This window comes from Pseudomonas sp. B21-019 (assembly GCF_024749225.1).
Taxonomy (GTDB): domain Bacteria; phylum Pseudomonadota; class Gammaproteobacteria; order Pseudomonadales; family Pseudomonadaceae; genus Aquipseudomonas.
In genome coordinates this window covers 4,814,243-4,841,239 of sequence record NZ_CP087193.1, presented here as the reverse complement: position 1 = coordinate 4,841,239, position 26,997 = coordinate 4,814,243, and the positions used below count along the sequence as shown (strand labels likewise).

Annotated in this window: 27 protein-coding genes and 1 tRNA gene; 15 read left to right on the top strand and 13 right to left on the bottom strand. The window is 59.1% G+C overall.

All coding sequences use genetic code 11. The features are described from left to right. Positions 1-13: 13 nt before the first annotated feature. The 7 genes from LOY36_RS21530 to LOY36_RS21500 form a co-directional block, all read right to left on the bottom strand. The gene (locus tag LOY36_RS21530) at positions 14-901 is read right to left on the bottom strand and encodes a hypothetical protein (protein ID WP_258670817.1); all 888 of its coding nucleotides are present in this window, start codon (positions 899-901) and stop codon (positions 14-16) included. After that, positions 898-2,244: an AAA family ATPase gene (locus LOY36_RS21525; protein WP_258670814.1), complete on the bottom strand. Its 1,347-nt coding sequence runs from the start codon at positions 2,242-2,244 to the stop codon at positions 898-900. Before LOY36_RS21525 ends, LOY36_RS21530 begins: the two co-directional genes overlap by 4 nt. A gap of 88 nt (positions 2,245-2,332) precedes the next feature. Then, on the bottom strand, positions 2,333-3,364 hold the full coding sequence (locus tag LOY36_RS21520) for an AbrB family transcriptional regulator (RefSeq protein ID WP_258670812.1): 1,032 nt from the start codon (positions 3,362-3,364) through the stop codon (positions 2,333-2,335). After that, positions 3,357-4,871, bottom strand: coding sequence for a tripartite tricarboxylate transporter permease (locus LOY36_RS21515; RefSeq protein WP_007941428.1), 1,515 nt, complete (start codon positions 4,869-4,871; stop codon positions 3,357-3,359). The genes LOY36_RS21520 and LOY36_RS21515 overlap by 8 nt, the downstream gene beginning before the upstream one ends. A 1-nt stretch (position 4,872) precedes the next feature. Further along, on the bottom strand, positions 4,873-5,331 hold the full coding sequence (locus tag LOY36_RS21510) for a tripartite tricarboxylate transporter TctB family protein (RefSeq protein WP_018926792.1): 459 nt from the start codon (positions 5,329-5,331) through the stop codon (positions 4,873-4,875). Between the two features lie 58 nt (positions 5,332-5,389). Beyond that, positions 5,390-6,367, bottom strand: coding sequence for a tripartite tricarboxylate transporter substrate binding protein (locus LOY36_RS21505; RefSeq protein WP_019647978.1), 978 nt, complete (start codon positions 6,365-6,367; stop codon positions 5,390-5,392). 37 nt (positions 6,368-6,404) lie between these two features. Beyond that, the gene (locus LOY36_RS21500) at positions 6,405-7,697 is read right to left on the bottom strand and encodes an OprD family porin (protein WP_258670808.1); all 1,293 of its coding nucleotides are present in this window, start codon (positions 7,695-7,697) and stop codon (positions 6,405-6,407) included. A gap of 234 nt (positions 7,698-7,931) precedes the next feature. Here LOY36_RS21500 and LOY36_RS21495 point away from each other — a divergent pair, with 234 nt between their 5' ends. Together LOY36_RS21495 and LOY36_RS21490 are read left to right on the top strand one after the other, a co-directional pair. Then, on the top strand, positions 7,932-8,603 hold the full coding sequence (locus LOY36_RS21495) for a response regulator (RefSeq protein WP_007941432.1): 672 nt from the start codon (positions 7,932-7,934) through the stop codon (positions 8,601-8,603). Next, on the top strand, positions 8,596-9,984 hold the full coding sequence (locus LOY36_RS21490) for a sensor histidine kinase (protein WP_258670806.1): 1,389 nt from the start codon (positions 8,596-8,598) through the stop codon (positions 9,982-9,984). The genes LOY36_RS21495 and LOY36_RS21490 overlap by 8 nt, the downstream gene beginning before the upstream one ends. 125 nt (positions 9,985-10,109) lie before the next feature. On the opposite strand, the gene LOY36_RS21485 is transcribed toward LOY36_RS21490, so the two are convergent. Beyond that, positions 10,110-10,931: an HDOD domain-containing protein gene (locus LOY36_RS21485; protein WP_018926787.1), complete on the bottom strand. Its 822-nt coding sequence runs from the start codon at positions 10,929-10,931 to the stop codon at positions 10,110-10,112. A 35-nt stretch (positions 10,932-10,966) separates the two neighbouring features. Next, positions 10,967-11,908 carry a folate-binding protein YgfZ gene (locus tag LOY36_RS21480; RefSeq protein WP_018926786.1) on the bottom strand — a complete coding sequence of 314 codons (942 nt, stop codon included), beginning with the start codon at positions 11,906-11,908 and terminating at the stop codon, positions 10,967-10,969. A 148-nt stretch (positions 11,909-12,056) separates the two neighbouring features. Here LOY36_RS21480 and LOY36_RS21475 point away from each other — a divergent pair, with 148 nt between their 5' ends. Both LOY36_RS21475 and LOY36_RS21470 read left to right on the top strand, forming a co-directional pair. Then, positions 12,057-12,311 carry a succinate dehydrogenase assembly factor 2 gene (locus tag LOY36_RS21475; RefSeq protein WP_007941436.1) on the top strand — a complete coding sequence of 85 codons (255 nt, stop codon included), beginning with the start codon at positions 12,057-12,059 and terminating at the stop codon, positions 12,309-12,311. Beyond that, the gene (locus LOY36_RS21470; RefSeq protein WP_258670802.1) at positions 12,295-12,747 is read left to right on the top strand and encodes a protein YgfX; all 453 of its coding nucleotides are present in this window, start codon (positions 12,295-12,297) and stop codon (positions 12,745-12,747) included. Before LOY36_RS21475 ends, LOY36_RS21470 begins: the two co-directional genes overlap by 17 nt. On the opposite strand, the gene nadB is transcribed toward LOY36_RS21470, so the two are convergent. Continuing rightward, positions 12,716-14,332: an L-aspartate oxidase gene (gene nadB, locus LOY36_RS21465; protein ID WP_258670800.1), complete on the bottom strand. Its 1,617-nt coding sequence runs from the start codon at positions 14,330-14,332 to the stop codon at positions 12,716-12,718. The genes LOY36_RS21470 and nadB overlap by 32 nt on opposite strands. A gap of 556 nt (positions 14,333-14,888) precedes the next feature. Here nadB and rpoE point away from each other — a divergent pair. From rpoE to LOY36_RS21445, 4 genes are all read left to right on the top strand, one after another. Next, on the top strand, positions 14,889-15,470 hold the full coding sequence (gene rpoE, locus LOY36_RS21460; RefSeq protein WP_003172477.1) for an RNA polymerase sigma factor RpoE: 582 nt from the start codon (positions 14,889-14,891) through the stop codon (positions 15,468-15,470). Between the two features lie 30 nt (positions 15,471-15,500). Then, complete coding sequence (locus LOY36_RS21455) at positions 15,501-16,088, top strand: sigma-E factor negative regulatory protein (protein WP_019580842.1); 588 nt, start codon at positions 15,501-15,503, stop codon at positions 16,086-16,088. Positions 16,089-16,096: 8 nt separating this feature from the next. Further along, positions 16,097-17,059, top strand: coding sequence for a MucB/RseB C-terminal domain-containing protein (locus LOY36_RS21450; RefSeq protein ID WP_007941442.1), 963 nt, complete (start codon positions 16,097-16,099; stop codon positions 17,057-17,059). Positions 17,060-17,303: 244 nt separating this feature from the next. Continuing rightward, entirely contained in the window at positions 17,304-18,734 is a 1,431-nt protein-coding gene (locus LOY36_RS21445; RefSeq protein ID WP_019647985.1) for a DegQ family serine endoprotease, read from the top strand. A 75-nt stretch (positions 18,735-18,809) separates the two neighbouring features. On the opposite strand, the gene LOY36_RS21440 is transcribed toward LOY36_RS21445, so the two are convergent. Beyond that, the gene (locus LOY36_RS21440) at positions 18,810-20,243 is read right to left on the bottom strand and encodes a M48 family metalloprotease (RefSeq protein ID WP_018926780.1); all 1,434 of its coding nucleotides are present in this window, start codon (positions 20,241-20,243) and stop codon (positions 18,810-18,812) included. Between the two features lie 98 nt (positions 20,244-20,341). On the opposite strand from LOY36_RS21440, the gene LOY36_RS21435 reads away from it, so the two are divergent. Further along, the gene (locus LOY36_RS21435) at positions 20,342-20,581 is read left to right on the top strand and encodes a sulfurtransferase TusA family protein (protein ID WP_007941445.1); all 240 of its coding nucleotides are present in this window, start codon (positions 20,342-20,344) and stop codon (positions 20,579-20,581) included. A gap of 31 nt (positions 20,582-20,612) precedes the next feature. Next, the gene (locus LOY36_RS21430; protein ID WP_019647986.1) at positions 20,613-21,683 is read left to right on the top strand and encodes an AI-2E family transporter; all 1,071 of its coding nucleotides are present in this window, start codon (positions 20,613-20,615) and stop codon (positions 21,681-21,683) included. A 109-nt stretch (positions 21,684-21,792) separates the two neighbouring features. On the opposite strand, the gene LOY36_RS21425 is transcribed toward LOY36_RS21430, so the two are convergent. Both LOY36_RS21425 and LOY36_RS21420 read right to left on the bottom strand, forming a co-directional pair. Further along, positions 21,793-22,266: a peroxiredoxin gene (locus tag LOY36_RS21425; protein ID WP_019647987.1), complete on the bottom strand. Its 474-nt coding sequence runs from the start codon at positions 22,264-22,266 to the stop codon at positions 21,793-21,795. 10 nt (positions 22,267-22,276) lie between these two features. Then, on the bottom strand, positions 22,277-22,837 hold the full coding sequence (locus LOY36_RS21420; RefSeq protein WP_007898662.1) for a glycine cleavage system protein R: 561 nt from the start codon (positions 22,835-22,837) through the stop codon (positions 22,277-22,279). Between the two features lie 328 nt (positions 22,838-23,165). Between LOY36_RS21420 and dapA the strand changes: the two genes are divergently transcribed. The 5 genes from dapA to LOY36_RS21395 all read left to right on the top strand — a co-directional run bounded on the left by dapA (position 23,166) and on the right by LOY36_RS21395 (position 26,856). Next, positions 23,166-24,044: a 4-hydroxy-tetrahydrodipicolinate synthase gene (gene dapA, locus LOY36_RS21415; protein WP_007941448.1), complete on the top strand. Its 879-nt coding sequence runs from the start codon at positions 23,166-23,168 to the stop codon at positions 24,042-24,044. Between the two features lie 17 nt (positions 24,045-24,061). Beyond that, positions 24,062-25,177: an outer membrane protein assembly factor BamC gene (bamC, locus tag LOY36_RS21410; RefSeq protein ID WP_018926776.1), complete on the top strand. Its 1,116-nt coding sequence runs from the start codon at positions 24,062-24,064 to the stop codon at positions 25,175-25,177. Positions 25,178-25,181: 4 nt separating this feature from the next. Further along, positions 25,182-25,940 carry an MBL fold metallo-hydrolase gene (locus LOY36_RS21405; protein WP_019580834.1) on the top strand — a complete coding sequence of 253 codons (759 nt, stop codon included), beginning with the start codon at positions 25,182-25,184 and terminating at the stop codon, positions 25,938-25,940. A gap of 28 nt (positions 25,941-25,968) precedes the next feature. Then, positions 25,969-26,682, top strand: a complete 714-nt coding sequence (purC, locus tag LOY36_RS21400; RefSeq protein WP_018926775.1) for a phosphoribosylaminoimidazolesuccinocarboxamide synthase — start codon at positions 25,969-25,971, stop codon at positions 26,680-26,682. Positions 26,683-26,766: 84 nt separating this feature from the next. Continuing rightward, positions 26,767-26,856 (top strand) — tRNA-Ser (locus LOY36_RS21395). The last annotated feature ends 141 nt before the right edge of the window (positions 26,857-26,997 follow it).

The window sequence follows — 26,997 nt, the reverse complement described above, 5'->3', positions numbered from 1 at the left end:
CAGGTCGCAGGAATCAGGGTGTTAGCGATTGTTTCGTTAACAACGCTTTTATGATGAATCTTGCCATCGTTTCCGCAGCTGGATAGTCGGATTGACTGAGTGCAAAAAAGGCTGACACGCACGAACTGAACGGACTTTCGGGACCGCACATCAATGAGATTGTGTCGTCATACATCTGCTTGTCTTGTGGGTTGTTTTTGGACATTTGCAGTGCTAACCAAAGTGTCCTAATTTCTACGGCCCTGCGTGAAGTGAGATCTTCATGGTTAAGTTGGAAGAACTCGATATTGGTGACTGCACGCTCGTAGGCTGGTCCGGCGCTGTGTTTTGGAACTGCTAGCACCCCTTCAAAGGTGATGATGTCTTGAGGGTCGTCGGGGTCGGTCAATGAAACTGGATAGAGCAACAATGCCGACTCGCCCTGCATGTTCGCCGGATTGCCGTTCTGAGTGTCGCGGTTACCGCGAATCGGAAAATAGCTGGATTTAAGTGTCGAATTGCAGCGGGTGCAAGCAATGGCATAGTTCTGGGGATGGTACGCAAGCTTGTAGTAACCGATGTTGCTGGCTGTCCCAGTGGCCCAGGCAGGCGTAAAGTCTTTCCAGTGAACAACGTTGTGGTTGGGCCACGCCTTGACTTCACTTTTGGGTCGATAGTGTTCTACTTCGTGGACTTTGCTCGCCAGTACCGCCCCTTGAAGTTTGGTTTCGCAGTACGCGCATTTTTCATGCTGTAGCGTAATGTAGACCTGTTTGATCTCCCCCCAGAAATCCGTGTCATCGGTATAGCCGCCCGCAGCGATATAGCTCTGGATTCGTTGCTGGGCGCGACCCATCCAGCTTGGTTTTTCGCTGTTGATCAATGCAATCAGGTCAGACTCTGAGATGGCGTAACGAATCATTTTGCCGGCCTCGACGGCTTTTTGGGCGCGCGTCGAGCTGCGGTCGCCTTCGGTTTATCAGGTCCGGCCATTTCTTCGAAACTCATGCCTTCGGCGAGAATTCTCAGGTAGTCGACAGACGCTTTGGTATTTCCGGAAACAGCACTGCGCGCCAGTTGACTGAGGGCGGTTGCGGTGGGGGTGGCCCGGGTGCTTTCAAGGCCGAAATAAGGCGACAGCAGAATTTGCTCTGCGCTTTTTCCACGTACATGTTCAGGCAGACGTTTGACAATAGTCGAGCCGTTTTCCTCGGCCAGCACAAACAGGTTTTGCGACATCAATGAGCCGACAACCAGCGGACTATGGGTCGTCAGAATGAACTGAACGTTGGGGAGCGCCTTGGCCAGCGTGGGAACTACGCTGCGCTGCCATTCGGGATGAAGGTGCAGATCGATTTCGTCGACCATGACTATTCCACGCATTTCACGTAGTTTTAATCCGGATGCTACACCTTGGCAGACATGGAACAGCATGTCGCCGATCCAGCCGATATAGGCTCTGAAACCATCCGATAACGCTCCGAAAGGCAATGCAATGCCATTTATTTCGAATAGGTGTTCTCGTCCATACTGAGTCTGGGTTGCCGTTTTTTGAATTTTGCACTTTGCGGGAAGCAAATCGTTAATCAAGTTTATGACTTGCGTGTATCGCCCTTTGTTTTGTTCTGCAAACGCGGGAAGCCAATAAGAAAGCGGCATGAGCGTCACATGATCTTCAAATAGACTGGCGACGCGTTCATATCGACGAGCCCGTGACTTGGTCCGAGCACTCTCATCAACCCGCGATGAACTCTCCACCCGCCGGGTTGCCCCGTAACCGACTATGAAAAATGCAGGGGATTGTTCATCGAACTGCATGTGCTCGATGGCATCTATTGACGTTTTTGGTGAGATATTCCACGTCAGTCGCTCGGAGGTGCTAAGAGCGCGTATAGACGTTTTTATCGCATACCGTTCAGGCATGGACCATGATGTTTTTTTTGAGTTTTTTTCTTCTACCGTTGAAATGATGCCTGCATCAATGCTGGTTGGCTCATGCTTCGTGAGATCGAGGAGTGGTGCATTTTGGGGGCGGGGATGTTGCCGAATAAATCCTGCGGGGACGAATCCAGAGGAGCCGCTGAGGAGTGGACTCAAAACTGCTAAGGCCACCGCTCGCAGAACACTAGTCTTCCCCAGGCCGTTGTCCCCCAACAAGACATTCACATTGGGATATTGCAGGTTCTCGGTATCGGGCAGATTGAATTCGACGGTTGCGGTTTCGAAGCAACGAAAGTTTTGTATCTTCAGCGTTTGAATATGCATAGGTTCAACCTCTCCCGAAGCTAGAGATGGTAGCAAACTCTACGGCAGCAAGTATGAGATGCTCTGCTGAACCTCCGTTTTTTGTCATTCAGGGCTGCTTGGCCCAATACCTGAACAACGGCTCCGCCAAAAACAACACGAACAACAGCCGCATCACCTGCATCGCCGTCACCAGCGGCACCGACAATTGCAGGGTCTCAGCCGTCAAACTCATCTCGGCAATCCCGCCGGGCATCATGCCCAGCGTCAGCGAACGCAGATCCAGATGGGTCAATACACTCAAACCCAGCGCCGCCAGCGTGGCGATCAACATGGTCAAGACCGTGCCGATCAGGGTCCGGCCCATGAAGGACGGCGCCCGTCGGAAGAACTGTCGATTGAAGTGGCAGCCCAACCCGCTGCCGATCAGCCACTGGCCGATCTGACTGCCGCCGTTGGGCAGGCCGATGTGCAGGTCCCAACCAATGCTCACTGCCGTACTCACCAGCAACGGCCCGAACAGCCAGGGGTTGGGTTGCCGCAGGCGCTCCCAGATCCAGGCGGCCAGGGCGCCCGCCGGGAACAGAAGGGCCAGCCACCACCAGTTGACGGTCGCAGCATGCAAGACCGGCGCACCGTCGCCCAACAGATATTTGAACGCCGCCGGCACACACAGCACCACCACCAGCACCCGCAAGCTTTGCCCCGCGGCAACACGGCTGAGCACCGCGCCGTTGCGGGCGCCGAGGTTGACCATCTCCCCGGAGCCACCGGGCATGCTGGAAAAGAACGCTGTGGCGCGATCTTCGCCGGTACGCCGCATCAACCAGACCCCGACCACCGCGGACAGGCTGGTGACTAACGCACCGAAGAAGATCAGACCAAAGTGGCTCAGCACCTGCTCCATCACCACCGGGGTGAAGTGCAGGCCGATGCCGATGCCGACAACCCACTGGCCGCACTTGCGCCCGCCAGGGATTTCCGCCAATTGCCAGGGGGTCAGGCAGCGGACGAGGATAATCGCCAGTAACGAGCCGACCATCCACGGTAGAGGCCAGCCGATCTGGCTGGCGAGATAACCGCCCAGCAGACCGACCAGCGGTGTACCCCACCAGGCTTTGAAAGGTGTTCGATCAGACATCGGCGATAGCGCGCCGGGCGACCGAACGTTTGCGCCAGATGCGCAGCAGTGGCATCAGCAACATGATTGCAGTCAGCACCCAGCAACCGAATGTGATCGGGCTCGACCAGAGGATTTCCAGAGCACCGTTGGAAATCGATAGCGCGCGGCGCAGGTTCTGCTCCATCAGACCACCGAGGATGAAGCCCAGCAGCACTGGCGACAACGGGAAGTCCAGCTTGCGCAGGATGTAGCCGAAGATGCCGATGCCGATCATCAGGAACAGGTCGAAGGTTGTAGCGTGTACGGCGTAGACGCCGATCCCGGTGATGATCGCGATCACCGGCACCAGTGCCCAGTTCGGCACGGCGAGGATGCGGGTGAAGACGCGGATCATCGGGATATTGAGGATCACCAACATCACGTTGGCGATGAACAACGACGCAATCAGGCCCCAGACGATGTCCGGTTGCTGCTGGAACAACAGGGGACCCGGGGTGATGTTGTACAGCGACAGTGCGCCGATCATCACTGCCGTGGTACCCGAACCCGGAACACCAAGAGTCAACATCGGCACCAGGGCACCGCAGGCCGCGCCACCGATGGCGGTTTCCGGAGCCGCGAGGCCACGCATGTCGCCTTGGCCGAAAGTGCCCTTGGCACCGGCGATACGTTTCTCGGTCATGTAGGCCACCGCGCTGGCCAGCGTCGCGCCGGCACCCGGCAACACGCCCATGATGAAGCCCAGCAAACCGCAACGGATGTTCACCACGAACACCGCCGAGGCTTCCTTGAAGTTGAACATCATGCGCCCGGTGGCTTTCACCGCTTCCTGGCCACGGTGGGTTTTTTCCAGCAGCAACAGGATTTCGCTGATGGAGAACAGGCCCAATACCAGCACGACGAACTGAATGCCGTCCGTCAGATGAATGTTGTCCCCGGTGAAACGGTATACGCCGCTGTTGGCGTCGATCCCGACGCTCGACAGAAACAGACCGATCAGCGCTGCAATGAAGGTCTTGAGCGGTCGGTCGCCGGCCATGCCACCGAGACAGACAATCGCAAACACCATCAGCACGAAATACTCCGCCGGTCCGAAGGCAATCGCCCATTTCGCCAGCAACGGGGCGAACAGCACCATGCCGCAAGTCGCGATGAAGGCACCGATGAACGAACTCCACGCCGACAGCGACAGTGCCACACCCGCCAGCCCCTTGCGGGCCATCGGGTAACCGTCGAGGGTGGTCATGACGGTGGAGGCTTCGCCCGGAATGTTCAGCAGGATCGAGCTGATCCGGCCGCCGTATTCGCAACCCAGGTACACCGCCGCCAGCAGGATCAACGCCGACTCCGGTGGCAGGCCGAGGGCGAACGCAATCGGAATCAGCAACGCCACGCCGTTGATCGGACCCAGCCCCGGCAGCAGGCCGACGACGGTGCCGATCAAGGTGCCGCACAGTGCGGTCACCAGGTTGTACGGGCTCAGCGCAACGCCGAAGCCCTGACCCAAATAGCCAAGAGTATCCATATCAGTTCTCCAGAACGTCGAGCACGCCCAACGGCAGTGGCACGTCCATCAACTTGTCGAACAGCAGATAAAGACCGATGGCCATCAGGCTGATGATCACCGCGCTGGGCAGCCAGCGGCCGCCATACAGGCGTGCCATCGGGACCCCGATCAGAATGCTGGCGACGATGAAACCAAGGGGTTCGAAGGCCCCGGCGAACACCAGCAACAGCGCCACGCAGATGCCGATCTTGATCAGGGTTTCGCGGTCCAGTTTCGGGTCGTCATCGCTGTGCACGATCGGTGCCGGCCGAAACACCATGTACAGCAAAGCCAGGCCCATCAGGCCGAGCATCAGCAGGGGGAAGGCGCGAGGCCCGACCGGTTCGTAGGAAAAAGCCGCTTGATACGGCCACGCCATCAGCGCCAGGCCGACACAGGCCAGCAACAGCACCGAAGCAAAAATGCGTTGTATGAGCATGGGGAACTCCTGGGCCACGACCCCGAGAACCGGGGCCGTAGCCGCTAGACAGAGGCGATCACTGGATCAGGCCGAACTCTTTGGCCAGCACTTTGTAGTCCGCGACCTGCTTCTTCACGTAGGTGTCCAGCTCCGGGCCGGTCATGGCGAACGGGAACAGTTCACGCTGATCGCGCAGCTTGGCGAAATCCTCGGAGGCCAGCAGTTTGTCGAAGGCGTTTTTCCACCAGGCGTAGTCTTCGTCGCTGACTTTTGGCCCGAGGTAGAAGCCGCGAACCACCGGCCAGACGATGTTGTAGCCCTGCTCTTTAGCGGTCGGAATGTCTTTCATTTCCGGCTCGTCCAGACGCTTCTCGGAGAACACCGCCAGCAGACGCATGTCACCGCTCAGGATGTGTGGCATGGAGTCGGAGATATCGGTGCTGCCAACCTGGATGTGGCCGCCGAGCAGGGCGGTGGCGATTTCACCGCCGCCTTCGAGGGCGACGTAACGCAGGTCGCGCGGGTTGATCCCTGCTGCCTTGGCGATCAGGGCGGTTTGCATCCAGTCCTGGCTGCCGACAGTACCGCCGGAACCGATCACCACCGAGCTCGGATCTTTCTTCAGGGCTTTGACCAGATCGTCCAGGGTCTTGTAGGGCGAATCGCTTTTCACCGCGATGGCGCCATAACTGGTGCCAACGGCCGCCAACCAGCGCACGGCGCTTTCATCGAAACGCCCGAATTTGCCTTGCGCCAGGTTCAGCAGCGAACCGCTGGACCAGGCCACCAGCGTACCGGCATCGGCCGGGCGCTGAGCGACCACAGCGTTGTACGCCACCGCGCCGACACCGCCGGGCATGTAGGTCACGCGCATCGGTTTGGTCAGCAGTTTTTCGTTGACCAGCGCGCTTTGCGCCAGTTTGCAGGTGAGGTCGAAACCGCCGCCCGGCGAGGCCGGGGCGATGCATTCCGGGCGTTTGGGTTCGGCCATCAATTGGCCGGCGAGCAGCATGATGCCGGTGGCCAGAGCAACTTTACGCAGTGATAGGTTCATTCAAGTCTCCTTAAGTTTTTGTTATGGACGTACTGAATTACCAAAGGGCAACGCTATAGCTCACCAGCAGACGCACTTCATCGGCATCGCGAGCGGAGTAGTTGGAACGGTAGGTGGCATTGCGCAGGCGTACGGCAACGTCCTTGAGGGCGCCGCTTTGTACGACGTATTTGATCTCGGTGTTGCGTTCCCACTCTTTGCCTTCGTCGCCATTCTTGAGCTTGATGTTGTCACCGCTCACGTAACGACTCATGAAGCTCAGGCCGGGGATGCCGAGTTTGGCGAAGTCGTAATCGTAACGTGCCTGCCAGGAGTGTTCTTCGGCGCCTGCAAAGTCGTTGATCTGCACGAAGTTGACCAGGTACGGATCGCTGCCATCGACGTAGGGGAAGGCACTGTCGCCGGACATGTGCTGATAGCCGGCGCTGAGTTTATGCCCGTTCAAGGCGTAGCTCACCAGCCCGATCAGGGATTTGTTGTCGATTTTGCCGCCGCGGGCCGCGCCTTCGTCGTCGCTGATGGCAAATCGCAGATCGGTACCGAAAGTACCGGGGCCGAACGGTTGCGAAGCGACAACACCGAGGAAGTGCTGGTTGTAGACTTCATCGAGTTGAGCGAAGTGGTAGCTGCCGGTGATCTTGTCGGTGAACTTGTAGTCCACGCCGCCAAAATCAAAATGCTTGCCTGCCACGGTGCCGGCGAAGCGGCTGTTCTTGTTGTTGAGGGCGATGTCCTCGAAGTCGGTGCTGTCGCGGTCCTTGGCTTTCTCCAGACGCCCGCCGGTGAAGGTCAGGTTCTTGATCTCTTTGGAGGTCAGCATCCCGCCTTCAAAGGTCTGCGGCAGAATGCGGCCGTCGTTGGGCTTGAGGATCGGCAGTTCCGGAATCAGGCTGCCGATTTTCAGTTCCGTGGCGGAGATCTTCACTTTGCCGGTCAGGCCGAGCTTGGAATACTCGTTCGCCGCGCGCCCGTCGTCATGGGTTGGCAGCAGGCCGGTACCGGTGCGGTCCGGACTCGAATCGAGTTTTACCCCCAGCATGCCCAGCGCATCGACACCGAACCCCACGGTGCCGTCGGTGTAACCCGATTGCAGATTGAGCATGAACCCCTGGGCCCATTCGTCCCGCTTGGATTGCTGGGCGCTGGTGCCGTCGCGAAAGTCGCGATTGAAATACATGTTGCGGGTTTCGAAGGTTGCCTTACTGTCTTCGAAGAAGGCAGCCTGGCTCAACGGCGAAAAGCCGGCGAGGGCGGCGGCACTGACAAGGGCGGTCTGGCTGAGGCGGGAAAAACGAACAGGCGGGCGAGCCTGAAGCTGCATGGACAGCATGGTGACATACTCCGTTTATTGTTCTTATTTGGCGAAAACGCTTCGAGGCGTTTTTCGTACGCTATGTGCGGTAGCGACGGCAGTCGAAACTGTCCGTGGCTGGACTCTAACCGGCTTACCTTTCGCTAACCTTTCAGCTGACTTTCACGGTTTTCGGGCTTCACAGCGACGGATGCGGCTGTAAACTCCGCGCCAAAGAATGGCGTCGACCATCCCTGAATGAGGTAAAGATCCATGCGTGTTCTGCTCGTCGAAGACCATCTGCAGCTTGCCGAAAGTGTCGCCCAGGCGCTCAAGAGCACCGGGCTGACCGTGGATGTGCTGCACGACGGTGTGGCGGCCGACCTGGCCTTGAGCAGCGAGGAATACGCCATGGCGATCCTCGATGTCGGCCTGCCGCGCATGGACGGTTTCGAAGTGCTGGCGCGCTTGCGGGCCCGGGGCAAGAACCTGCCGGTGCTGATGCTGACCGCCCGCAGCGACGTCAAGGACCGGGTCCATGGCCTGAACCTGGGGGCTGACGATTACCTGGCCAAACCTTTCGAACTGACCGAACTCGAAGCCCGGGTCAAAGCCTTGCTGCGCCGCAGTGTGCTCGGCGGTGAACGCCAGCAGCGCTGTGGCGTGCTGGCCTATGACCTGGACACCCGGCGCTTCACCCTCGGAGAAGAGTTGCTGACCCTGACCTCCCGCGAGCAGGCAGTGCTCGAAGCCCTGATCGCCCGTCCCGGCCGGGTGATGAGCAAGGAGCAATTGGCGGCTCAGGTCTTCGGCCTGGACGAGGAGGCCAGTCCCGATGCCATCGAGATCTACGTCCACCGCTTGCGCAAAAAACTCGACGGCCAACCGGTGGCCATCGTGACCTTCCGTGGCCTTGGCTATTTGCTGGAAAGCCGCGATGCATAAGCTCAGCAGCCTGCGTTGGCGGTTGCTGTGGAACCTCGCGCTGCTGCTGGTGGTGTTGATGATCGCCAGTGGCTTGAGTGCGTACTGGAACGGTCGCGAAGCCGCCGACACCGCGTATGACCGGACCTTGCTGGCCTCGGCGCGGACCATCGCCGCCGGCCTGTCCCAGCGCGACGGCAGCCTCAGCGCCAACGTGCCCTACGTGGCCCTCGACACGTTCGCCTACGACAGCGCCGGGCGGATTTTTTACCTGGTCAACGACATCAATCAGAAGCTGATTTCGGGCTACGAAAACCTGCCGGCACCGCCACCGGGAACGCCGCGCACCGATGACTATCCGGCGCTGGCGCGTTTCTACAATGCTACCTATCAAGGGCAGAACGTGCGGGTGGTCAGCCTGCTCAAAGCGGTCAGCGAACCGAACATGAACGGCATGGCGGAGATCCGCGTGGCGGAAACCGATGAGGCGCGGGTCCGCATGGCGCGCAGCCTGATGGCCGACACCTTGTTGCGCCTGGGCATGCTGGCGATCGGTGCGTTGTTGCTGGTGTGGTTTGCGGTCAGTGCGGCGCTGCGTCCACTGGAGCGCTTGCGTACCGCGGTGGAAGAGCGTCAGCCCGACGACTTGCGGCCCTTGCCGCTGGTGGAAGTGCAGCACGAACTGGGGCCGCTGGTGCGCGCGCTTAATCACTTTACCGAGCGGTTGCGCGGGCAGTTCGAGCGCCAGGCGCAATTCATCGCCGATGCCGCCCATGAACTGCGCACACCGTTGGCAGCGCTCAAGGCACGACTCGAACTGGGCTTGCGCTCGAACGAACCCGAAACCTGGCGCAGCACCCTGGAAACCGCCGCCCAGGGTACGGATCGCCTGACTCATCTGGCCAATCAATTGCTCTCGCTGGCACGGGTCGAGAACGGCGCCCGGGCCATCGCCGAGGGCGGTGCGCAGTTGCTCGACCTCAGTCAGTTGGCCCGTGAACTGGGCATGGCCATGGCGCCGCTGGCCCATGCACGTGGCGTGGCACTGGCGTTGGAGGCTGACGAGCCGGTGTGGATGCGTGGTGAGCCGACGCTGCTGAACGAGCTGTTGAGCAATCTGGTGGACAACGCACTGGCCCACACGCCACCGGGCGGCAATGTGATTCTGCGGGTCACGGCGCCGGCGGTGCTGGAGGTCGAGGACGATGGTCCGGGAATTCCCCTTGAGGAGCGGGAGCGGGTGTTCGAGCGTTTTTACCGGCGTAACCAGCAGGTGGCGGGATCGGGATTGGGGCTGGCGATTGTCGGCGAGATCTGCCGCGCCCACCTGGCGCAGATCAGCCTGCACGATGGCGAGTTGGCGGGACTGAAAGTGCGGGTGAGTTTTATTGCGGGGGAGTGAACACACTCACACCTGTGGAGAGAGGCTTGTTGTGGCGAGGGAGCTTGCTCCCGTTGGGCTGCGAAGCGGCCCCAAGAAGGGACTGCTGCGCAGTCCAACGGGGGCAAGCCCCCTCGCCACAGAAATCAGTAAAACATCGACCGCGACTCTTCCAGATCCTTGCACATCGCCTCGTTCTCCGGATCGATTCCCAGCTTCTTGAAGGCTGGCACACTGAACGGGTCGATACGGGCCAGGGGATGATCGGTGTCCTTGTGGCAATACAGGCTGGCCACTTGCACCAGATCGACATAGTCGACCCGCGCCGATTGCCGCTTGAAATCCAGATACAGCCCCGGCAATTGCACCAGCATTTCCGGAAAATCCCAGACCCTGAGCAATTTATCGCCGAGCAGCGGATGGATGCGTTCGATCACATGGTTGAGGCTGACCGGGTCTGACAGCAATTCATAGTGATCTTCGGCGTAGGTCAGGATCGGCAGCACGCCAATCTGATGCACCAGCCCGCCGAGCGCCGCTTGATCAGGCTTGAGTTGTGTGTAGCTGCGGCACAACGCATAGCTGACGCCGGCGATTTCCAGGCTTTTGCGCCAGACCTCGCGCATTTTCTGTTCCACCACTTCGGAACGGGCATTGAAAATCTGTTCCATCACCAGGCCGATGGCCAGGTTGCTGCTGTAATTGACGCCCAGCCGGGTGATGGCCGTGTGCAAGTCAGTCACTTCCTGGGTCGCGCGCAGCAACGGGCTATTGACCACTTTGATCAGGCGCGCCGACAGCGCGGTATCGCGGCCGATCACTTTGCTCAGGGTGCTGACACTGATTTCCGGGTCTTCGGCGGCCTTGCGAATCTGCAGGGCCACTTCCGGTAATGTTGGCAGAACCAGGTCATCATTATCGATGGCCTCAACCAAATCCTGTTGGACCTTATCCGCCAGCTCACTCATTTCTTTTCTCTAGGGTATTGCGACAAGTGCTGCTGTTAACGCTGGATTTCGCGATCACGATCCAGTTGGTAAGGCAGGTCGAGCAGATGCAGGCCCGGACCTTCGAGTGCGCCAAGGTGCAGGTTGCCATCTTCTGCAGCTTCGGCTTGCAGCACGGCCAGGAGTTCAATGTTTTGCTCGGTGCGAGCCGCGATCACCACTTCACCAATCGAACTGCCGTGAGTCGGGGAGAACAGTGGTGTGCCGGGTTCAGGCAGTTCACTACCTTCCAGTTGCAAGCGATACAGGCGACGCTTGAGTTTGCCCAGGTATTGCATGCGCGCAACGATTTCCTGACCGGTGTAGCAACCCTTTTTGAAGCTCACGCCGCCGACGGCTTGCAGATTGAGCATCTGCGGGATGAACAGCTCGCGGGTGCTCGGCATGACCTGGCCGATCCCTGCGCGGATCTGGCCCAGCAGCCATTGATTCAGTTCGCCTTCGGCCAGCAGGGCGGACAGCTTGCCCTTGATGGTGTCGGCTTGATCGGCGTTCACCCAGAGTTCAGCGCGCTCAGGCGAGACGCGAAGGGCGATCAGGCCGTCATTACGCACAACGCTGTCGGTGTCGACCGGTAGCGCCAGGCCCAGGCTGGCCAGTGCCGCATCGCCATGCTCAAGGCCAAAACGAACCCAGCCGGCACTTTCGTCGGTCAGTTTCGATTTGGAGAACACTGCGTACTTTTTCAGGTCCGCCAGTTGCGGCTCCAGCAGTTCGCTGGCCATCGCCATGAGCACACCGTCGCCTTCCAGCAGAATGCGGAAGCTCGATTGCATCCGGCCTTTCTGCGTGCAGCGCGCACCAAGGCTGGCCTGTGTGTCGCTCAGGTAATTGAGGTTGCAAGTCAATTGGCCTTGCAGGAATTTGCTGGCATCCGAGCCGCGTACCGCGAGAACGCCTTCGTGAGACAGTGTGCAGAAAAAAGCAGAATCGGCCATGGGTCATCGCAGGGTAAAGAGTCTGAGGGACATCATAAGGGGACGCCCTTGAAATGGGTAGTTCACAAAGGATCGTCAGTGCCGACCAAAGCCGACTGTTCGGCTCGCCTCGGGGCTGTATACTTGCGGCCTATTTGAGGAGCGCTCCATGGTCGATAACGTTGAACTGAACCGCCTCTTTTGGCACAGCCGTCGCGGCATGCTGGAACTTGACGTGCTTCTGGTGCCGTTCGTGAAAGAGGTTTACGCGAATCTGAACGAGGTAGATCGCGCGCTGTATGTCCGCCTGCTGGAGTGTGAGGATCAGGACATGTTCGGCTGGTTCATGGAACGCGCCGAATCGGAAGATCCGGAGCTGCAGCGCATGGTTCGCATGATCCTGGATCGTGTCCAGCCCAAGTAACGCGTTCGAATGCCGCTGGCATGCCTCACGGCAGTTGCTGGCGGCTTATCTTCTCGCCCAGCTGTTCGCGTTGGGTTCGCTGTTTCTTCTCTCGATACCGCTCTGGGCCAACCTGTTCGGCGTAGCGTTGTGCGTGGCTCACAGCATGTGGGCATTGCCGCGACAGATTCTGCTGACACACCCACAGGCCTTTCGCGGCTTGCGTCGCGATGCCGATGGCTGGCAGTTGTGGAGCCAGGCGCAAGGTTGGCAACCCGTACAGCTACGGCCGGACAGCCTGGCGCTGCCGTTGGTTGTGGTGCTGCGCTTTCGTCTGCGGGGCGAGCGACGTATCAGGGCGATATGCGTGCCGCGGGATTCGCAGGCGGCGGATGTGCACCGACGCCTGCGGGTTCGGCTCAAGTTCAGTCGGCGTAGGTGGGCGGCACCAGAATAGTGTCCAGGGCGACCGGCAGCAGATTCGGGTAGTCGAGGGTGTAATGCAGGCCGCGGCTTTCCTTGCGCTCCATGGCCGACCGGATCATCAGGTCGGCTACCTGAGCCAGGTTCCTCAGCTCGATCAGGTCTCGGCTCACTTTATAGTTGCTATAGAACTCGTCGATTTCATCCAGCAACAACTGCACTCGGTGCTGGGCTCGTTGCAGGCGCTTGTTGGTGCGTACGATGCCCACGTAGTCCCACATGAATCGCCGCAGTTCGTCCCAGTTGTGCGCGATGATCACGTCTTCGTCGGAGTCGGTGACCTGGCTGGCATCCCAGACGGGCAGGGCGGTCGGAACCGACACTTCTGGCAACTGCTCAAGAATGTCCGCCGCCGCCGAACGGGCATAAACGAAACATTCCAGCAGCGAGTTGCTGGCCATGCGGTTGGCGCCATGCAGGCCGGTGAAGCTGGTTTCACCAATCGCATACAGGCCCGGCACGTCGGTGCGGCCCCGCTGATCGACCATCACGCCGCCGCAGGTGTAGTGCGCCGCCGGCACCACCGGAATCGGTTGTTTAGTGATGTCGATGGAGAATTCCAGGCAGCGTTCATAGACCGTCGGGAAGTGCGTCTTGATGAAGTCTTCGGGCTTGTGGCTGATGTCCAGGTAAACGCAGTCGATACCCAGGCGCTTCATCTCATGGTCGATGGCGCGGGCGACGATGTCCCGTGGTGCCAGTTCGGCCCGTGGATCGAAGCGCTGCATGAAGCGTTCGCCGTTGGGCAGCTTCAGGTGTCCGCCTTCGCCGCGCAGGGCTTCGGTGATCAGGAAGCTCTTGGCTTGCGGGTGATAAAGGCAGGTCGGGTGGAACTGGTTGAACTCCAGGTTCGCCACCCGGCAGCCGGAACGCCAGGCCATGGCGATGCCATCACCGCAGGCGCCATCAGGGTTGCTGGTATAGAGGTAGACCTTCGCCGCGCCGCCCGATGCAAGGATCACGAAGCGCGCGCCGTAAGTGTCGACTTCACCAGTGCTGCGGTTGAGGACATAGGCGCCAAGGCAGCGGTCGCCTTCAAGGCCCAGGCGCTTTTCGGTGATCAGATCGATCGCGACCCGCTGCTCCAGCAGTTCGATGTTGGGTCGCTGTATGGCTTGGTCGAGCAGGGTTCTGAAGATCGCCGCGCCCGTCGCATCGGCGGCGTGGATGATGCGTCGATGGCTGTGACCGCCTTCGCGGGTCAGGTGAAACTCGAAACCGCCGTCTTCGGTGCCGGACTGTTCGTCGCGGGTAAAGGGTACGCCTTGGTCGATCAGCCATTGAATCGCTTCTCTGCTGTGCTCGACGGTAAAGCGCACGGCGTCTTTATGGCACAGGCCACCCCCGGCGTTGAGGGTATCGTCGACGTGGGACTCGACAGTATCGGTGTCATCCAGAACGGCGGCGACACCGCCCTGGGCCCAGAAGGTCGAGCCATTGGCGAGGTCGCCTTTGCTCAATACGGCGATACGCAAATGACCGGGCAAGGTCAGCGCAAGACTCAAGCCGGCAGCGCCGCTGCCAATTACCAGAACATCGTGTTGAAACTGTTGGCTCATTTCAGGATTCCGCTCAAAGCGACCCGGGTCGGGGTGGCGCTGGACATCTGGACAGGCGAGGTCAGACAACCGCACAGCCCTCTAGTATATAGAGGGGGGGAGCGGCACAATAGTCGAGCCCACATGGCATTGTGAAACTACTGTGACGGAAAAGACTGGACGCTTCGTCGGAAGTTTTTTTGCATGCTTTGGCGACAAGGCGACTGTATCGTGGATTTAACAGTCTTTTTCGCTTCACGGTTGCACAATGTCGGTGTCAGGCGGCTATAAATATGGAACTTTTGCCAAAGGCTCAAGATCAATAGAAGGTTGCCTGAAACAAGGAACAGTGTCGGTTTCGGTGCGGGACTTGCGGTTAGGTCCTTGCTGACGAATCCGATGACAAGATTATTCGCGCAGCCTGGGTTTCCCGCGCTGCGTTTTTCGTGCGTGCCAAATCAGAGCCCGCAGGAAACTTGCTTGAAGGGGGAGAACTTTTGCGAAAAGCCCGAGTCTATGTTTGCAAGTCTGGTCGTTCAGTAATGCAAGCCTCCTTCGAGCTTATCGAGGAGTGTTCATGCTAACCCAGGAAGAGGATCAGCAGCTGGTCGAGCGCGTTCAACGCGGCGACAAGCGAGCTTTCGATCTGCTAGTGCTGAAATACCAGCACAAAATTCTCGGGTTGATCGTGCGTTTCGTGCACGACACCCATGAAGCCCAGGATGTCGCACAGGAAGCCTTTATCAAGGCATACCGTGCACTTGGTAATTTTCGCGGAGACAGCGCGTTTTATACGTGGCTTTACCGTATCGCCATCAACACGGCGAAAAACTATCTGGTTTCACGCGGCCGTCGGCCGCCGGATAGCGATGTCAGTTCCGAGGATGCAGAGTTCTACGATGGCGATCATGGCCTCAAGGATCTCGAGTCGCCAGAACGTGCATTGCTGCGGGATGAGATCGAAGGCACCGTCCATCGAACCATTCAGCAACTGCCAGAAGATTTGCGTACGGCTTTAACTTTACGTGAATTCGATGGTCTGAGTTACGAGGACATTGCCAGTGTCATGCAGTGTCCGGTGGGTACCGTGCGCTCCCGGATTTTCCGCGCCCGGGAGGCCATCGATAAAGCCCTGCAGCCGTTGTTGCAGGAAAACTGAGACAGCGGCGACAGCCAAGAGAGGAACGCCATGAGTCGTGAAGCCCTGCAGGAATCGCTGTCCGCAGTGATGGATAACGAAGCGGACGAACTGGAATTACGTCGGGTATTGAATGCCTTTGACGATGTTGAAACCCGCGATACCTGGGCTCGTTACCAGATCGCTCGAGCGGTCATGCACAAGGACCTGCTGCTTCCTCGTCTGGACATCGCCGCGGCAGTCTCTGCTGCGCTGGCTGACGAAGCCGTACCGGCAAAAGCCTCTCGTGGTCCATGGCGCAGCCTGGGTCGTCTGGCAGTCGCTGCTTCGGTGACCATTGCCGTGCTGGCAGGTGTACGTCTGTACAACCAGGACGAGATCGCAGGTGTCGAACTGGCTCAGCATTCGAATCAGCCAGGTCTGACCACTCCTCAGGTCAAGGGCCCCGCTGTATTGGCAGGCTACAATGAGAGTTCGGACGCCACTGGCCCAATGGCCAACGGCGTATTGCAAGGTCAGCCAGGCTGGCACGATCAGCGTCTGCCAGGTTACTTGCGCCAACATGCTCAACAGGCTGCACTGAAAGGTACTGAGAGCGCTCTGCCTTACGCTCGTGCAGCAAGCCTGGAAAACCGTTAAGGAGGATCATGCGCGCCATACCTCTACTTACGCTTCTGCTCAGTGGCTGGTTTATTGTTCCAGCCCACGCCGATGAAGCCCAGGACTGGCTGAAGCGTCTGGGACAGGCGGAGCAAACGCAGAGCTTTCACGGTACTTTCGTCTACGAGCGTAACGGTAGTTTTTCTACCCATAACATCTGGCATCGCGTCCAGGATGGCAAAGTCCAAGAGCGTTTACTTCAGCTCGACGGTTCGGCGCAGGAAGTCGTGCGCATTGATGGGCATACTCAATGCGTCAGCGGCACCCTGATAGCAGGGCTGGGGGACTCACCCAACTCCGCCGCTCGTGCACTCGATCCACAAAAGCTAAAGAATTGGTACGACCTTGCCGTCATCGGCAAGTCGCGTGTGGCCGGGCGTTCGGCGGTGATCGTCTCGTTGACGCCTCGCGATCAGCACCGCTATGGTTTTGAGCTGCATCTGGACAAGGAAACCGGCTTGCCGTTGAAGTCATTGTTGCTCAATGACAAAGGGCAACTGCTGGAACGGTTCCAGTTCACCCGGCTGGATACTGCCGAGGTGCCTTCCGACAGCGATTTGCAGGCAGGTTCCGAGTGCAAGCCCATTAACCTGGACAGTGACAAGGCGTCCGCCGTCAAGACTGCGCAGGTCTGGCATTCGGACTGGTTGCCGCCAGGTTTCGAACTGACCAGCAGTACCTCTCACAAGGATCCGGATACCAAAGTCCAGGTCAGCAGTCTGATGTTCGACGACGGTCTGGCCCGATTCTCGGTGTTCCTTGAGCCATTGAATGGGGCAACAGTCACCGACACCCGTACTCAGCTGGGGCCAACAGTCGCTGTGTCCCGTCGCTTGACCACTCCGCAAGGCGAAATAATGGTGACCGTGGTCGGTGAAATACCGATTGGCACCGCCGAACGGATTGCGCTGTCCATGCGCAACGATGCCGCGGCTACCAGCAAGCAGTGAGCTGATCAGCCATGCTCATCAATCGGGGCCGGATGGTGCGCAAGGTCGCAATGCTGCCCCGTCGTTGAGGCCTCGAAATGTTTTGCCGAGCATTTTCATTTGCAAATATCCCGAAAATTTTTTATAGGTCAGAGCCCCTCGGCTCTGGCCTTGTTTGTTGTTCCCGGAACAAAAATACCGGCGTATCTTTTCCGGTGTTCCTTGCTCCATATCGCTTAACCATGCTCGTCGTAACGGGAGCCGTATGTCGATACCACGCTTGAAGTCTTATCTCTCCATTTTTGCCACCGTGCTGGTGCTCGGTCAGGCGGTCACTGCGCAAGCGGCCGACTTGCCTGACTTCACGCAACTGGTCGAGCAGGCCTCGCCCGCGGTGGTGAATATCAGTACTACCCAGAAGTTGCCGGAACGCAAAGTGTCCAGCGAGCAAATGCCGGACCTTGAAGGCTTGCCGCCGATGCTGCGCGAGTTCTTTGAGCGTGGTATGCCGCAGCAGCCACGCTCACCTCGTGGCGATCGCCAGCGTGAAGCGCAGTCCCTGGGGTCAGGTTTCATCATTTCGCCTGACGGCTACATCCTGACAAACAACCATGTGATCGCCGATGCCGACGAGATTCTCGTGCGCCTCGCCGATCGCAGTGAGTTGAAAGCCAAGTTGATCGGTACCGATCCGCGTTCCGACGTCGCCTTGCTGAAAATCGAAGGCAAGAACCTGCCGGTTCTGAAGCTCGGCAAATCGCAGGATCTGAAAGCCGGTCAGTGGGTCGTGGCCATCGGCTCGCCGTTCGGCTTTGATCACACTGTGACCCAAGGCATCGTCAGTGCCATCGGTCGCAGCCTGCCGAACGAAAACTATGTTCCGTTCATCCAGACCGACGTGCCGATCAACCCGGGTAACTCCGGTGGTCCGCTGTTCAACCTGGCCGGTGAAGTGGTCGGCATCAACTCGCAGATCTACACCCGCTCCGGCGGCTTCATGGGCGTGTCGTTCGCGATCCCTATCGATGTGGCGATGGACGTATCCAATCAATTGAAAAGCGGCGGTAAAGTCAGTCGTGGCTGGTTGGGTGTGGTGATCCAGGAAGTGAGCAAGGATCTGGCCGAGTCGTTCGGTCTTGAGAAACCGGCCGGTGCGTTGGTGGCTCAGATCCAGGATGATGGTCCGGCAGCCAAGGGTGGCCTGCAAGTGGGCGACGTGATCCTGAGCATGAACGGTCAACCGATCGTCATGTCCGCCGATCTGCCGCACTTGGTGGGTGCGCTGAAAGCCGGCTCGAAAGCCAATCTTGAGGTGATCCGCGAAGGCAAACGCAAGAATGTCGAGCTGACCGTCGGCGCTATCCCTGAAGAAGGCAAAGAGCTGGACGCCCAGCCTAAATCTGGCGCAGAGCGCAGCAGCAATCGCCTGGGTGTTTCCGTGGCCGAATTGACTGATGAGCAGAAGAAAGCCTACGACCTTAAAGGTGGTGTGGTAATCAAGGACGTGCAGGACGGTCCTGCTGCCCTGATCGGCTTGCAGCCTGGTGATGTGATCACTCACCTGAATAACCAGGCGATCGGCTCCACGAAGGAGTTCACCGAGATTGCCAAGGCGTTGCCGAAGAACCGCTCGGTGTCGATGCGGGTTCTGCGCCAGGGTCGCGCCAGCTTCATTACCTTCAAACTGGCTGAATAAACCGGTTGTTGGCTGAATAAAAAACCGCCTCGAAAGAGGCGGTTTTTTTGTGCCTGAATTTTGACCTCGAAGCAGTCAGCCCATCATGTCCTTGACCATGCGTTCCTGCTCCATCAGCTCGCGTTGCCGTGCGTCTATCCGCGATGACAGCGGGAAGTTGCTGCCCGCCTTGCGCTTGGCGAAGTCCAGTTGCTGGATTGCCTGGCGATAATCGCCGATCAGTGCGAAGTACTCTGCACGAGCCTGATGCAGGCCGATGATGTTGCCCGACAGGCCGCGAGTCTCGGCCACCAGGTACCAGACGTCCGGATCTTCGGGGCGGGTCTTGAGCAGGTTCTCCAGCGCTTTTTCCGCATCGGCTGCTCGATTCTGCTTGAGCAGCAGATCGACACGCACCTGATTCAGTGGGTAGTTGCCCGGATACTGAGTCAGCATCCGGTCAACCCGTGACTGAGCATCGGGCAGACGATTATTGGTGATGTCCAGATCGACCTGCGCCAGGTTGTAGATGATCTCGTTCGGCGACTTGGTCAGCAGCTGCTTGAGGTTCTCGCGAGCTTCATTCAGCTGGCCGCCCTTGATCTGGGCGATTGCCAGGCCATAGCGCGCGACGTCGTTTTTCGGGTTTTCATCGAGTTGGGCGCGGAAGCGCTTGGCACCCAAGCCTGGGGTTTCTTCATAGATCAGCTGCACGCGTGCACGAATCAGCTGATAACGCATGCTGTCTTCGATACCGCCCGGTTTGGCCTGTTCGGCACGGTTGCGGGTGTCGGCGATACGCGATTCGGTCACCGGGTGAGTCAGCAGGAATTCCGGCGGCTTGGCATCGTAGCGGTACTGGCGCATCAGCCGTTCGAACATGGTCGGCATCGAGCGCGGATCGTAACCGGCCTTCTCCAGATTCATGATGCCGATACGGTCGGCTTCCTGTTCGTTCTGGCGCGAGAACCGTCGTTGTTCCTGCATCGCCGCCGCCTGGGTGCCGGCAATGGTTGCGATCCCGGCATCGCCTGCGCCGGCAGCGGCAATCACGATCCCGGCCAGCAATGCAGCCATCATAGGCACTTGCATGCGTTGCGAGGCTTCGACACCACGGGCGAAGTGACGCTGCGACAAGTGGGCCAGTTCGTGGGCCAGGACCGAGGCATATTCGCCTTCGGTCTGGGCGTTGAGGAACAAGCCGCCGTTGACGCCGACGATCCCGCCCGGCGCGGCGAAAGCGTTGAGCTGTGGGCTGTTGATCAGGATGAACTCCAGGCGCCGGTCATTGACCTGGCTGGTTTCCACCAGCCGATAGACGCTGGACTCGACGTAATCCTTGAGTTGCGGATCGTTGAGTTGCGACACCTGGCTGCGCAGCATCGCCAGCCACGCACGGCCCAGTTGGTATTCCTGTTGCGGCGAGACGATGGCAGAACTGGCGTCACCGAGTGACGGCAAGTCGTCGGCGAAGCCCGGTGAGGCGAGCAGGCAAGCGAGCGTCAGCAGGGTAGGGCGCAAAAAAGTCATGCACAAAGCCTTAGTCGACAAAGACGTTACTGTAGCCGGACACTACGCTTGGGACCAGATATTCTAGACGGCTAAACCCCCAGCCCCGGAGTGATTCGATGACTGACGCTGTAACCCACGACGCCGAGCTGGACGCCAGCGGTCTGAATTGTCCGCTGCCGTTGCTCAAGGCCAAGATGGAACTCAACCGACTGGCCAGCGGAGCGGTGCTCAAGGTGATTGCCACGGATGCGGGCTCTCAGCGCGATTTTCGCACCTTTGCCCGATTGGCCGGTCATACGCTGCTTCGTGAAGAAGATGAAGCGGGCGTTTACCGCTATTGGTTGAAAAAAGCCTGAAACCTGCTGTGTTCGTTCTTAAGGATTATTGATGTTCAAAGTGTTACGCGACTGGATTCAGCGCTACTTCTCGGATGAAGAGGCTGTGGTGCTGGCGGTGCTGCTGTTTCTGGCATTTACCGCCGTACTCACCCTGGGTGGAATGCTTGCGCCAGTGCTGGCCGGGATGGTGCTGGCGTATCTGATGCAGGGGTTGGTGGTGATCCTCGAGCGCCTGCGTCTGCCGGGTGCCGCGGCGGTGGGGCTGGTCTTCGCGTTGTTCATGGGGGGGCTGCTGGTATTCATCATCGTCGTGGTGCCACTGCTCTGGCATCAGTTGATCACGCTGTTCAACGAATTGCCCGGCATGCTCGCCAAGTGGCAATCACTGCTATTGCTGCTGCCCGAGCGTTATCCGCATCTGGTGTCGGACGAGCAAGTACTACAGGCCATCGAAGTGGCGCGGGGCGAGATCGGTAAATTCGGCCAGTGGGCGCTGACGTTCTCGTTGTCGAGCTTGCCGCTGCTGGTGAACATCATGATCTACCTGGTACTGGTTCCGATCCTGGTGTTCTTCTTCCTCAAGGACCGGGAAATGATCGGCCAGTGGGTGCGCGGTTACCTGCCGCGGGAGCGAGCGCTGATCACTCGGGTCGCCCAGGAAATGAACCGGCAGATTGCCAATTACATTCGTGGCAAGGTCATCGAAATCTTCATTTGTGGGGGCGTGACCTACATCGCTTTCGTGGCGCTGGGGCTCAACTATGCGGCGCTGCTGGCGTTGTTGGTGGGTGTGTCGGTAGTGGTGCCCTATGTCGGGGCGGTGGTGGTGACCGTGCCGGTGCTGCTGATTGCACTGTTCCAATGGGGCTGGAGCGATCAGTTCATCTATTTGATGGCGGTCTACGGGATTATTCAGACGCTGGACGGTAACGTGCTGGTGCCGCTGCTGTTCTCGGAAGCGGTCAACCTGCACCCGGTAGCGATCATCTGCGCGGTGCTGCTGTTTGGCGGGTTGTGGGGCTTCTGGGGCGTGTTCTTTGCGATTCCCCTGGCGACGTTGTTCAAAGCCGTGCTGGATGCCTGGCCTCGCAAGGAGCCGGAGGTGTCGCCGCTGCTTTGATCGTCGACTTGAGGGTCTCTTCGCGGGCAAGCCCCGCTCCCACAGGGTTCATACCATCCCAGTGGAAGCGGGCTTTCCCGCGAAGGCGTCCGAATAGACGCCCAAAAAATCAGGCCTTGTTCAGCGCCTGAGCAGCCGACAAAACCGCATCCACGTGCCCCGGCACCTTCACGCCGCGCCATTCCTGACGCAGCACGCCATCCTTGTCGATCAGGAACGTGCTGCGATCAACCCCCATATATTCCTTGCCGTAGAGCTTTTTAAGCTTGATCACGTCGAACAGCTGACAGATGGCTTCGTCCTTGTCGCTGATCAGCTCGAAGGGGAACTCCTGCTTGCACTTGAAGTTTTCGTGAGACTTCAGGCTGTCGCGAGATAGGCCGAACACCTCGGTGTTGGCCGCCTTGAACGCCGCATACTGGTCGCGAAAACCCTGGCCTTCGGTGGTGCAACCCGGCGTGCTGTCCTTCGGGTAGAAGTAAATCACCACTTGCTTGCCTTTGAGGGCCGCGAGGCTGACGGTCTGCCCGCTGGTGGCGGGTGCTTCGAAGTCGGCAACCGGTTGGTCGATGGCTACGGCCATGAAAGCTTCCTTACATTGGGTTTTGTGGGCGCCACGGTTCAATCAGTGCGTCCAGGTTCATGGCGTCGGCGAAATCCAGGAACTGGTCACGCAGCCAGCTGATCTGGGTGCCGGCCGGCAAGGTCACGGTGAACGTGGCGTTGAGCATGGTGCCGCCGGTCTGCGGAGCCTGATAGGTGTCGCATGTCAGATTCTCCAGCTCGACGTTGTGGTCCATGAAGAATTGGCACAGCTCGTTGATGATGTCCGGGCGGTAGGCCGAGCTGACGTAGGCGACGTACGGCAAGGCCTGGGGACGGTTCTCCAGGGCTGCGCTGCGCACCACGTTGACGGTGAAGGCGTGCCGTTTGGCCAGCACTGGCAGGCTGCCTTCGAGGCGCGCCAGGGCGTCCCAGCTGCCGGAGATCTCGAGGATCAGCGCGCTGCATTCGCCATGACGCGTCAGGCGAGAGGTGACCACGGCGCAGCGGTTTTCATGGCTGGCGCGGCACAGGACGTTAGTCAGCTCCATGGGGTTGGCGCCGAGGGCACTGATGACAAGGAATTGTTCGCGAACTGTGGGGGTGGACATGCAGCATTCCTAAAGCGATGAGCGGTCGATACTGTTTATGGGCATTTTTACCGGGGACGAGCCTGCGGATGCGAATTCACAAACCCCCAGCCGAAGGTTGCAACGTGCTCCAGTATGGCAAGAGCGAGGGGTGGCAACGCTGGATCGGGGCTTGTGATGCCGAAAATGGAGGCTGGAACCCGGCGTACGAGCTTATCAGTACCGATCAAAGTCTGAAGGGTAGCGAAAAGCAGCGCCAAGGGGAATGGCGGCAGCGCAGTACTTCGCTTGTACAAGCATCTTGGCGCCAGTACCATTACCGCTCTCTTTTTCCGGCAGGAGCGGTTGCATGATTGCGGGCAGTATGGTGGCACTGGTCACACCCATGGATGCACAGGGTCGTCTCGACTGGGACAGCCTGAGCAAACTGGTGGACTTCCACCTGCAAGAGGGCACCAACGCCATCGTGGCGGTCGGCACTACGGGTGAGTCGGCCACGCTTGACGTGAACGAGCACATCGAAGTGATTCGTCGCGTGGTTGCCCAGGTTGCAGGGCGTATTCCGGTGATCGCCGGTACGGGCGCCAATTCGACGCGTGAAGCGATCGAACTAACGACCAACGCGAAGAACGCTGGCGCCGACGCGTGCCTGCTGGTAACCCCTTATTACAACAAGCCGACGCAAGAAGGCCTGTACCTGCACTTCCGCGCCATCGCCGAAGCGGTCGATATCCCGCAGATTCTTTACAATGTGCCGGGTCGTACAGCGTGCGACATGCAGGCCGAGACGGTAATCCGCCTGTCGACCGTGAAGAACATCATCGGCATCAAGGAAGCCACGGGCGACCTGCAGCGCGCCAAGGACATCCTGGCCGGCGTGAGCAGCGACTTCCTGGTCTACTCCGGTGACGATGCGACCGCGGTCGAGCTGATGCTGCTCGGTGGCAAGGGCAACATTTCGGTGACCGCCAACGTTGCGCCGCGCGCCATGAGCGAGCTGTGCGCCGCTGCGATGGCCGGTGATGCCGTCAAAGCCCGGGCGATCCACGAAAAGCTGATGCCGCTCAATAAAACCTTGTTTATCGAATCCAACCCTATCCCCGTGAAATGGGCGCTGCATGAAATGGGCCTGATGCCGGACGGTATCCGTCTGCCGCTCACCTGGCTCAGTGCTGCCTGTCACGAACCGCTGCGGCAGGCCATGCGCCAGTCCGGCGTCCTGGTTTAATTGAGGAAGTACTACGCATGAAGCGAATGGCCGGACTTTCCGCACTTGCCTTGATTATCTCCAGCACCAGTGGCTGCGGATGGATCTGGGGCCCGGAAGGTTACTTCCGTGACCGTGGTAGCGATTACCTGGAAGCGCAACAGACTGCACCGATGCAACTGCCACCAAACGTCAGCACCTCCAAGCGTCTGGATCCACTGTTGCCGATCCCGCGCAATGTGGCTGACGATACAGCCAAGGGCGAATATGTCGTGCCTCGTCCGCAGCCGCTGTCGGCGGCGGCTGATATCAGCGCCTACTCCTTGCAGAAGAGCGGCGATTCGCGTTGGATCATGGCTCAGAACCCACCGGCCGAAGTCTGGCCAGTGGCCGTGCAGTTCTTCCAGGACAACGGTTTCCGTCTGGACGAACAGCGCCCGCAAACCGGTGAGTTCACTACCACCTGGCAGCATTCCGACGAACTGTCCGCAGCCATGGCCAAGCGCCTGAGCGCGGCCGGTGTCGGCGCCGACAGCGAAACCCGCGTGCGGGTGCGTATCGAGCCAGGTGTGCAGCGCAACACCAGTGAAGTCTACGTGGTCAGCGCCGAGCGTCCTGCCGGCAGCACCGCCAACGTCGATTTCACCAATCGTTCGGTCAACACCGGCCTGGACGCAGCATTGGTCGACGACATGCTCGCGAGCATGAGCCGCACTTCGGAGAAGGGCGGTTCGGTCTCCATGCTGGCCTCGCGTGATTTCGACACGCCAAGCCGTGTCAGCCTGACCGAGGATGGCAGTGGCAACCCGGTGCTCAACGTCGGTACCGACCTGGATCGTGCCTGGTCGAGCGTCGGTCGTGCGCTGGAACAGGGCGAATGGCGTGTTGAAGACATCAACCGCAGCCTGGGCCTGTACTACATCAACCTCGCCGAAAAGGCCGAGAAGAAGGATGAGCAGCCAGGTTTCTTCGGCAGCCTGTTCGGCAGCAAGCCGAACAAGGAAGAAGTTGAAGCCCGCGCCGAGCGTTATCAGGTTCGCCTGAGCAAGGTCGGCGAGAACGTACAAGTTACCGTCGAGAAAAACATCAACACCGTGGCGCCAGCAGACGTGGCGCGCAAAGTGTTGACCGTGATTCAGGACAACCTGGGCTGATCACATGCGTTTTGCCGTTCTCGGCAGCGGTAGCCAAGGGAACGGCACGCTGGTAGCCAGCGATGACACGTATGTGCTGGTGGATTGTGGTTTCTCCTTGCGGGAAACCGAAAAACGCCTGCTGCGCCTTGGGGTAAACCCTGCGCAGTTGAGCGCGATACTTGTGACCCACGAACATGCCGATCACGTGCATGGCGTGGGTTTGCTGTCTCGGCGATACAATCTGCCTGTCTACCTCAGTCGCGGGACCCTGCGCGGGATGCGCAAACCGATTGAACCCGCGGGCTTTCTGGCTGGCGGCGAGCAACTGCAAATCGGCCCTCTGAGCATCGGCGTCATTGCCGTGGCCCATGATGCACAGGAGCCGACGCAGTATGTCTTCAGCGACGGTCAGCGGCGTTTCGGCCTGCTGACCGACCTGGGCTCATACTGCAACAAGGTGCTGGACGGCTATCGGGACCTCGATGCGTTAATGATCGAGGCCAACCATTGCCGTGACATGCTGGCTCGCGGTCACTACCCGTACTTTCTCAAGCAGCGGGTGGGCGGTGAATTGGGACATTTGAACAACCATCAGGCGGCATTCCTGGTGGCCGAGTTGGGCTGGCAAGGCCTGCAACACCTGGTCCTGGCCCATCTGAGCAGCAAGAACAACCTGCCGCAGCTGGCCCGGCAATGTTTTGTCGACACCCTCGGGTGCGACCCGGACTGGCTGCAACTGGCCGATCAAGATTCAGGGCTCGACTGGCGACACATCGCCTAGCCCACCTACTTAGCAAGCGGAGCCCATCATGGAAAAACGTGAAGAACTCTACCGCGGCAAAGCCAAATCGGTTTACAAGACCGACGACGCTGACCGCTTGATCCTGCTGTTTCGCAACGACACCTCGGCGTTCGACGGCAAGCGTATCGAGCAGCTCGACCGCAAAGGCATGGTGAACAACAAGTTCAACGCCTTCATCATGCAGAAACTCGAAGCAGCCGGCGTGCCGACTCAATTCGACAAACTGCTGGGCGACAACGAATGCCTGGTGAAAAAACTCGACATGATCCCGGTCGAGTGCGTCGTACGTAACTACGCCGCCGGCAGCCTGGTCAAGCGCCTGGGCGTTGAAGAGGGCATGAAGCTCAACCCTTACACCTTCGAACTGTTCCTGAAGGACGACGCCAAGGGCGACCCGTTCATCAACGAATCCCACGTCGTGGCATTCGGTTGGGGCACCGCCGAGCAACTGGTTCGCATGAAAGAACTGTCGCTCAAGGTCAACGAAGTACTGAGCAAACTGTTCGACGACGCCGGCCTGCTGCTGGTCGACTTCAAACTCGAATTTGGCGTGTTCTCCGATGGCTCCATCGTTCTGGGTGACGAGTTCAGCCCGGACGGCTGCCGTCTGTGGGACAAGGCCACCAAGAAGAAAATGGACAAGGACCGCTTCCGTCAGGGCCTCGGTGACGTCATCGAAGCCTACGAAGAAGTCGCCAACCGTCTGGGCGTACCGCTTTAATCGACGCAAGCATCTGATAGCACGGAAAAAAATCGCTAAAGGGGGTTCGCTTCCGGCGATTGTGCTGTTATGATGCGCGCCGTTGGAGAGATGCCAGAGTGGCCGAATGGGACGGATTCGAAATCCGTTGTACCTTCACCGGTACCTAGGGTTCGAATCCCTATCTCTCCGCCATACATAGAAAAGCCCCGTAGATGAAAATCTACGGGGCTTTTTCGTTTCTGGTTTTTTGGTTTAGGGCATTTTTAGGGCAAGAGCGAAGGTTGGTTGGCTTGGTTACATCGTCGATGAAGGAGAAGGCCCAAACATAGTGCT

Bases quoted from the DNA above. Each gene is read 5' to 3' on its own strand.
- LOY36_RS21530 (WP_258670817.1), bottom strand. From the start codon at position 901: ATGATTCGTTACGCCATCTCAGAGTCTGACCTGATTGCATTGATCAAC.
- LOY36_RS21450 (WP_007941442.1), top strand. From the start codon at position 16,097: ATGCGCGCCATACCTCTACTTACGCTTCTGCTCAGTGGCTGGTTTATT.
- LOY36_RS21490 (WP_258670806.1), top strand. From the start codon at position 8,596: ATGCATAAGCTCAGCAGCCTGCGTTGGCGGTTGCTGTGGAACCTCGCG.
- LOY36_RS21495 (WP_007941432.1), top strand. From the start codon at position 7,932: ATGCGTGTTCTGCTCGTCGAAGACCATCTGCAGCTTGCCGAAAGTGTC.
- LOY36_RS21520 (WP_258670812.1), bottom strand. From the start codon at position 3,364: ATGTCTGATCGAACACCTTTCAAAGCCTGGTGGGGTACACCGCTGGTC.
- LOY36_RS21430 (WP_019647986.1), top strand. From the start codon at position 20,613: ATGTTCAAAGTGTTACGCGACTGGATTCAGCGCTACTTCTCGGATGAA.
- LOY36_RS21480 (WP_018926786.1), bottom strand. From the start codon at position 11,908: ATGGCCGATTCTGCTTTTTTCTGCACACTGTCTCACGAAGGCGTTCTC.
- LOY36_RS21435 (WP_007941445.1), top strand. From the start codon at position 20,342: ATGACTGACGCTGTAACCCACGACGCCGAGCTGGACGCCAGCGGTCTG.
- LOY36_RS21505 (WP_019647978.1), bottom strand. From the start codon at position 6,367: ATGAACCTATCACTGCGTAAAGTTGCTCTGGCCACCGGCATCATGCTG.
- LOY36_RS21525 (WP_258670814.1), bottom strand. From the start codon at position 2,244: ATGCATATTCAAACGCTGAAGATACAAAACTTTCGTTGCTTCGAAACC.
- LOY36_RS21425 (WP_019647987.1), bottom strand. From the start codon at position 22,266: ATGGCCGTAGCCATCGACCAACCGGTTGCCGACTTCGAAGCACCCGCC.
- LOY36_RS21510 (WP_018926792.1), bottom strand. From the start codon at position 5,331: ATGCTCATACAACGCATTTTTGCTTCGGTGCTGTTGCTGGCCTGTGTC.
- LOY36_RS21445 (WP_019647985.1), top strand. From the start codon at position 17,304: ATGTCGATACCACGCTTGAAGTCTTATCTCTCCATTTTTGCCACCGTG.
- purC (WP_018926775.1), top strand. From the start codon at position 25,969: ATGGAAAAACGTGAAGAACTCTACCGCGGCAAAGCCAAATCGGTTTAC.
- LOY36_RS21515 (WP_007941428.1), bottom strand. From the start codon at position 4,871: ATGGATACTCTTGGCTATTTGGGTCAGGGCTTCGGCGTTGCGCTGAGC.
- LOY36_RS21405 (WP_019580834.1), top strand. From the start codon at position 25,182: ATGCGTTTTGCCGTTCTCGGCAGCGGTAGCCAAGGGAACGGCACGCTG.
- LOY36_RS21485 (WP_018926787.1), bottom strand. From the start codon at position 10,931: ATGAGTGAGCTGGCGGATAAGGTCCAACAGGATTTGGTTGAGGCCATC.
- LOY36_RS21440 (WP_018926780.1), bottom strand. From the start codon at position 20,243: ATGACTTTTTTGCGCCCTACCCTGCTGACGCTCGCTTGCCTGCTCGCC.
- LOY36_RS21500 (WP_258670808.1), bottom strand. From the start codon at position 7,697: ATGCTGTCCATGCAGCTTCAGGCTCGCCCGCCTGTTCGTTTTTCCCGC.
- rpoE (WP_003172477.1), top strand. From the start codon at position 14,889: ATGCTAACCCAGGAAGAGGATCAGCAGCTGGTCGAGCGCGTTCAACGC.
- nadB (WP_258670800.1), bottom strand. From the start codon at position 14,332: ATGAGCCAACAGTTTCAACACGATGTTCTGGTAATTGGCAGCGGCGCT.
- LOY36_RS21475 (WP_007941436.1), top strand. From the start codon at position 12,057: ATGGTCGATAACGTTGAACTGAACCGCCTCTTTTGGCACAGCCGTCGC.
- LOY36_RS21420 (WP_007898662.1), bottom strand. From the start codon at position 22,837: ATGTCCACCCCCACAGTTCGCGAACAATTCCTTGTCATCAGTGCCCTC.
- dapA (WP_007941448.1), top strand. From the start codon at position 23,166: ATGATTGCGGGCAGTATGGTGGCACTGGTCACACCCATGGATGCACAG.
- LOY36_RS21455 (WP_019580842.1), top strand. From the start codon at position 15,501: ATGAGTCGTGAAGCCCTGCAGGAATCGCTGTCCGCAGTGATGGATAAC.
- bamC (WP_018926776.1), top strand. From the start codon at position 24,062: ATGAAGCGAATGGCCGGACTTTCCGCACTTGCCTTGATTATCTCCAGC.